The organism is Mesorhizobium sp. M7A.F.Ca.CA.004.12.1.1, assembly GCF_003997835.1.
GTDB lineage: Bacteria > Pseudomonadota > Alphaproteobacteria > Rhizobiales > Rhizobiaceae > Mesorhizobium.
Genome location: NZ_RZRK01000368.1, coordinates 1 through 5918, shown reverse-complemented (window position 1 = coordinate 5918; position 5918 = coordinate 1). Strand labels below are relative to the sequence as shown.

The 5918-nt window shown below is 63.7% G+C and carries 6 protein-coding genes and 1 riboswitch; of the genes, 4 read left to right on the top strand and 2 right to left on the bottom strand.

The features are described from left to right. Nucleotides 1–941, bottom strand: a 941-nt coding sequence (locus EN984_RS19575) for an ATP-binding cassette domain-containing protein (RefSeq protein ID WP_164765537.1), incomplete at its 3' end; no start/stop codon positions are given. A gap of 135 nt (nt 942–1076) precedes the next feature. Between EN984_RS19575 and mtnK the strand changes: the two genes are divergently transcribed. Then, nucleotides 1077–2351: an S-methyl-5-thioribose kinase gene (gene mtnK / locus EN984_RS19570; protein ID WP_127270091.1), complete on the top strand. Its 1275-nt coding sequence runs from the start codon at nt 1077–1079 to the stop codon at nt 2349–2351. Next, nucleotides 2348–3442, top strand: a complete 1095-nt coding sequence (gene mtnA / locus EN984_RS19565; RefSeq protein ID WP_127270093.1) for an S-methyl-5-thioribose-1-phosphate isomerase — start codon at nt 2348–2350, stop codon at nt 3440–3442. The genes mtnK and mtnA overlap by 4 nt, the downstream gene beginning before the upstream one ends. Before the next feature lie 9 nt (nt 3443–3451). Here mtnA and EN984_RS19560 read toward each other — a convergent pair whose 3' ends face one another. Next, nucleotides 3452–3991: an Lrp/AsnC family transcriptional regulator gene (locus tag EN984_RS19560; RefSeq protein WP_127269807.1), complete on the bottom strand. Its 540-nt coding sequence runs from the start codon at nt 3989–3991 to the stop codon at nt 3452–3454. 49 nt (nt 3992–4040) lie between these two features. Between EN984_RS19560 and EN984_RS19555 the strand changes: the two genes are divergently transcribed. Next, entirely contained in the window at nt 4041–5210 is a 1170-nt protein-coding gene (locus EN984_RS19555; protein WP_127269809.1) for an MFS transporter, read from the top strand. Between the two features lie 66 nt (nt 5211–5276). Continuing rightward, a riboswitch (FMN riboswitch) is annotated at nt 5277–5475 on the top strand. Nucleotides 5476–5552: 77 nt separating this feature from the next. Next, a partial coding sequence (locus EN984_RS19550) for a 6,7-dimethyl-8-ribityllumazine synthase (protein ID WP_127383886.1) occupies nt 5553–5918 on the top strand: 366 nt, incomplete at its 3' end.

Sequence of the window (5918 nt, the reverse complement as noted above, 5' to 3'; positions counted from 1 at the left end):
ATTGTGCCGGCGAGCGGCTGGCGCACACCAAAGAGAGTCTCGGCAAGCGCCGTCTTGCCGACGCCGACGAGGCCGGTGATGGCAACGACCTCGCCGTCGCCGAGCGTCAGCGAGATCGGCCGGGCGCCCGGCGCAATGCGTAGACCCTCGATCGTCACGACTGCCTTGGCCGAATTCCTGACGACGATCTGGTCGAGATGGATCTTGCGGCCGAGCATGGCGTTGACCGCGCCTTCATAGTCGAGCGGTTTCCTGTCGAAAATGCCTGAGATGATCCCGTCACGCATCGAGACGATGCGGTCGGCCAGCCGCCTGATGTCCGACATGCGATGCGAGATGTAGAGGATCGCCACGCCCTGCTCGCGCAGCCTGTCGATCAGCGCGAACAGCCGGTCGGCCTCAGCGCTGGACAGCGATGAGGTCGGCTCGTCGAGGATCAGCACTTTCGGCTTGTGCGCCAGCGCGCGGGCAATCGCCACCATCTGGCGATCGGCCAGCGAAAGATCGCTCACCCGCGCCTTCAAATCGATGGCCAGCCCCATGCGGTCGGCAACCGCCTTGGCCTCCCGCCGCACACGGACGGGATTGAACAGGGTCGGCGCGCCGCTGCCGCTCAGTCGGTCGAGGGTCAGGTTGGTGGCGACGTCGAGGTCGGCGACGACACCGTCGTTAATATTCTGGTGCACGGTGACAACGCCGGCGCGGATCGCTTCGGCCGGGGTTTTCGGTGCGAAATCCTGGTCGGCGAGCGCCATCGTGCCGCCGCCGCGTTCGTAGACACCGGAGATGATCTTGACGAGGGTGGATTTGCCGGCGCCGTTGGCGCCCATCAGCACGGTGACTTCGCCGGCATGCAATTCGACCGAGACGCCGCCTAGCACCTCGTTATGGCCAAAGGATTTCCTCAGTCCCTCTACGCGGAACACGGCATTACCGACCATGCGTTCCTCCCTGACATGACGCTATGGGCTGTATCGGCAATTGTCAACACGATTGACAATTGCCAGATCGCTTCCTAGCTTGGCCCAGCCGCCACGCCTCCGTTATGTTCGGAGCGCATAAGCGGGAGGATGACGATGACTGAAAAATTGCCGTTCGAAGCACTATCGGTCGAAACCCTGGCTGCACGCCTTGGCGGCAACGAGGCGCTATGCGCGAAGATCGGCAAGGACACTGGCGCCTGGAAGGTCCGCGAGGTCGGCGACGGCAATCTCAACCTGGTGTTCATCGTCGAGGGCGCCAGCGGTGCAGCCGTGGTCAAGCAAGCCCTGCCCTATGTTCGCCTGGTCGGCGACAGCTGGCCGCTGCCGTTGAAGCGCTCCTTCTTCGAATATCACGCACTGACCAGGCAAGAGGCACGCGCGCCAGGCTCGGTGCCGGCGATCCATTATTTCGATGAAGGCCAGGCGCTGATCATCATGGAATATCTTGCGCCGCCGCATATCATCCTGCGCCGTGCGCTGATCGACGGCCGGCAATTGCCGAACATCGCCCGGGATATCGGCCTGTTCATGGCCCGGACGCTGTTTCGCGGCTCCGACCTCCATATGGCCGCCAAGGACCGCAAGGCCGATCTGGCGCTGTTCGCCGACAATGTCGAGCTTTGCGACATCACCGAAAGCCTGGTGTTTTCCGACCCCTATTTCGACGCCAAGATGAACCGGCACACCTCGCCGCAGCTCGACGGCCTGGTCGCCGAACTGCGCGCCGACCGCGACCTCAAGGTCGAGGCGCAGCGGCTGAAGCACATCTTCGCCGCCAATGCCGAAACGCTGCTGCATGGCGATCTGCATTCCGGCTCGATCATGGTCACCGACAGCGAAACCCGGATGATCGATCCGGAGTTCGCCTTCTACGGTCCGATGGCTTTCGATGTCGGCATGCTGCTCGCCAATTTCTGGATGTCGTTCTTCTCGCAACGCGGCCACGAGGAGGAGGGAAAGCGCGACGCCATGCGCGCCTATCTGCTCGGTGTGACGGTCGAGACATGGTCGGTGTTCCGCGCCGAATTCTCGCATCTATGGCGCACCGAGCGCACCGGCATGCTCTATCAGAAGAGCCTGTTCGAGGATCAGGGCGACAGGCTCGGCGCCGAGCAGGCGCTCGACCATGTGCTGCACCAGATGTGGACCGACCTGCTCGGCTTTGCCGGCATCGAGGTTCATCGGCGTATCCTCGGCCTCGCCCACAATGCCGATTTCGAGACCATTGCCGACGAGGATCTGCGCGCCAGTTGTGAAGCAAAGGCGCTGCGATTCGGCCGCCATCTCGCCGTCAACCGGCGCCAGATCCACAGCATCGACGAGGTCAACCAACTGGCCGCGCTGATCGAACAGGAGAGCAGCATTTGAACGTCGGCGACCGCCACTATCGCACCATCTGGCTGAGCGACGACGGCCGTTCGGTCGATATCATCGACCAGCGCTGGCTGCCGCACGATTTCCGCATCGAGACGATCGGCACGGTCGACGGCATCGCCACCGCCATCCGCGACATGTGGGTACGCGGCGCGCCGCTGATCGGCGTCACCGCTGCCTACGGCGTCGCCATGCAGATGGCTGACGATCCGTCGGATGCAGCGCTCGATGCCGTGTGGGAGACCCTGCACGAGACGCGGCCAACCGCGATCAATCTGCGCTGGGCGCTGGACGAAATGCGGCGCTTCCTGCGGCCTTTGCCTCCCGAACAACGCGCCGAAGCCGCCTATCGGCGGGCCAGTGAGATCGCCGACGAAGATGTCGGCCTCAACCGCGCCATCGGCGAGAACGGTCTTGCCATCATCAAGGCGATCGCGGCGCGCAAGCAGAAGGGCGAACCGGTCAACATCCTGACCCACTGCAATGCCGGCTGGCTGGCCACGGTCGACTACGGCACCGCCACGGCGCCGATCTACCTGGCCACAGAAGCCGGCATTCCGGTCCATGTCTATGTCGATGAAACGCGGCCGCGCAACCAGGGCGCACAGCTGACCGCCTGGGAGATGGCCGGGCACGGCGTGCCGCACACACTGATCGTCGACAATGCCGGCGGCCATCTGATGCAGCGCGGCGCAATCGACATGGTCATCGTCGGCACCGACCGCACAACGGCCGACGGCGATGTCTGCAACAAGATCGGCACCTATCTGAAGGCGCTCGCCGCCGCCGACAATGACGTGCCGTTCTATGTCGCGCTACCGTCGCCGACCATCGACTGGACGGTACATGACGGACTGGCCGAGATCCCGATCGAGCAGCGCTCGGCCGACGAGGTCTCGCTGGTCTGGGGCAAGACCGCTGCCGGCGAGATTGCCCAGGTTCGCATTTCGCCGGAGACGACGCCTGCGGCCAACCCGGCCTTCGATGTGACGCCGGCGCGACTGGTCACCGGCTTGATCACCGAGCGCGGCGTTGCCAAGGCATCGCGCGAGGGATTGAAGGCGATGTTCCCCGAGCGGGCGTAGCCCACGTCCCTAGTACAGAGGCTCCGCCATATGCTTCGGGGTCGGCCACGTCTCGGTAATGCCCGGCTGCACCGGCCGCTCCAGATAGGTCGATAAAACCACATAGCTGCGCGTCGAGGTGACCCCCGGCGTTTCGTACAGGCGCGCCAAAAGGCCTTCGAGTGCTCTGGTGTCTTCCGTGCGGACCTTCAGCAGCATGCAGGTGTCGCCGGCGACCGTATGGATCTCCTCGACTTCGGGATATTGCGAGACCGCCATCAGCTCCGGCGTCTTTCCCCAGCCCCTGGTGTCGATATGGACAAAGGCAAGCAAAGGCTTTTTCACCGCCCGGGGATCGATGATGGCGACTGTGTTGCGGATGGCGCCGCTGCGACGGAGCCGTTTGACCCGCTCATGCGCTGCGGGTGGCGACAAGCCGACGCGATCGCCGAGTTCGGCGTAGCTGATCGTGGCGTCATCGACCAGGACACCTAATATTCTTCGGTCTGTCGCGTCGAGATCGCGGGCCGCGGGCCTGTTCTGCAGAATGCCATCTGTTTCTTCATCCATGGCGAAATTCCGGGTTCTCCGCTGAATGGAATACGGCCATTATGCTGATATGTCGAACATTGATCAAGTTGCGCCATTGACTGCCCGAGCCCCGATCCCGGCGCTTGCCTATCTGCTGACCGGATGCATCGCTGTCATCGGCTCGAACTCGCTTGTGCTGGGTCCGATCGCACCGGCTGTCGCCTCGTCGTTCGGAACCAGCGTGCCGGCCGTGATGATTGCGGCGGCAGCGTTCGGCCTTGGCACCTCCGCAAGCGCCCTGTTCCTTGCGCGCTACATCGACCGGCTCGGTGCTCGCAGGATGCTGCAGAGCGCACTGTTGCTGTTGGCATTGGCGCTGGTCGCAAGTGCCGCTGCACCCACGGTGACCATGCTGGTCTCCGCACAGCTGCTGGCCGGCATCGCTGCCGGCATCGCCATGCCCGCGATCTATGCCAGCGCCGCAGCCATTGCCCCACCGGGCAGGGAGAGCGGCACGATCGGCGTCGTCCTGACTGGATGGACGCTCAGCATGGTCGCCGGCGTTTCGCTTTCGGCCGTGCTTGCCGATCTTGTGCATTGGCGCGCCGTTTTCGCAGCGGTCGCGGTGCTTGCGGCCCTTGCATGGATGGGGCTGACAGTGACGTCGCTCAGCGACATCAGGAAGGCCGGACCGGCGCCCGCCCCGCTGGAAGCGCTCGGCATTCCCGGAATCCTGCCGCTGCTGGTGGCGTGCGCGGCCTTCATGACTTCGTTCTACGGCGTCTATGGCTATCTCGGCGACCATCTTCATGTCGGGCTGGGACAGCCGGTGAGCGCCAATGGCCTGGCGGCGCTTGCCTACGGCATAGGCTTCGGGACGGCTGCTCTGCTCGACGGCGTCATCGACAGACTGGGTGCGCGGCGCGTAATGCCGTTCGCCTATCTTCTGGTCGCAGTCGTCTATGTCGCGATGGCGGCGACGAGCGGCAGTTTCGGGCTGACCTTGACCATGGTGGCAATCTGGGGACTGGCCAATCATTTCGGCCTGAATGTCCTGGTAATGCGCCTGTCTGCGCTCGATCCCTCGCGGCGCGGCACGATCATGGGCCTGAACAGTGCGGTGACTTACCTCGCGGTCTTCGTCGGCACCACCAGCTTCGGGCCGCTCTACTCCAGCTTTGGTTTTGCCACCTGCGCAATGGTCGCAGCATCGCTGATGCTGATCGCCGCATCGGCGGCGGCGTGGCGCACGCGATAATCGAACGGACTTGGCCCAACCTTCTCACGGTTGACAGCAGCGCCCTGCCCTTTCATACAAAGCCGTTAATGTTCTCAGGGCGGGGTGAAAGTCCCCACCGGCGGTAAGGACTCTTAGTTGCGCATGATTCCTTTCCGAAAACCGTTCCGGTTTTCGGGGTCATGCGCGGGCCCAAGCCCGCGAGCGCTTTCCGGTTTCGGAAAGGTCAGCAGATCCGGTGTGATTCCGGAGCCGACGGTTAGAGTCCGGATGGAAGAGAACGAAACGGAAGCCGGCCCGCTCTTCGCGGGCTTAATCCGTATCGTGCGTCCTGATTCTGGTTCGAAACGGAAGGATGGGCCCATGAATCAGCATTCCCATAAAGACTACGAAAAGACTCGCATCGCCGTTATCCGCGCGCGCTGGCATGCCGACATCGTCGACCAGTGCGTGCAGGCCTTCGAAGCGGCACTGGCTGACATCGGAGGCGAGCGCTTCACCGTTGACGTCTTCGACGTGCCGGGCGCCTATGAAATCCCCCTGCATGCCAAGACCCTGGCCGGGACCGGCCGCTATGCCGCGATCCTCGGCACCGCTTTTGTCGTCAATGGCGGCATCTACCGGCATGAATTCGTCGCCAGCGCGGTGCTCGACGGCATGATGAACGCGCAGTTGTCGACCGGCGTGCCGGTGCTGTCGGCGGTGCTCACCCCGCACAACTACCACGAC

Coding starts and splice junctions, on each gene's coding strand:
- mtnK (WP_127270091.1), top strand. CDS start 1,077: ATGACTGAAAAATTGCCGTTCGAAGCACTATCGGTCGAAACCCTGGCT.
- EN984_RS19560 (WP_127269807.1), bottom strand. CDS start 3,991: ATGGATGAAGAAACAGATGGCATTCTGCAGAACAGGCCCGCGGCCCGC.
- EN984_RS19555 (WP_127269809.1), top strand. CDS start 4,041: ATGTCGAACATTGATCAAGTTGCGCCATTGACTGCCCGAGCCCCGATC.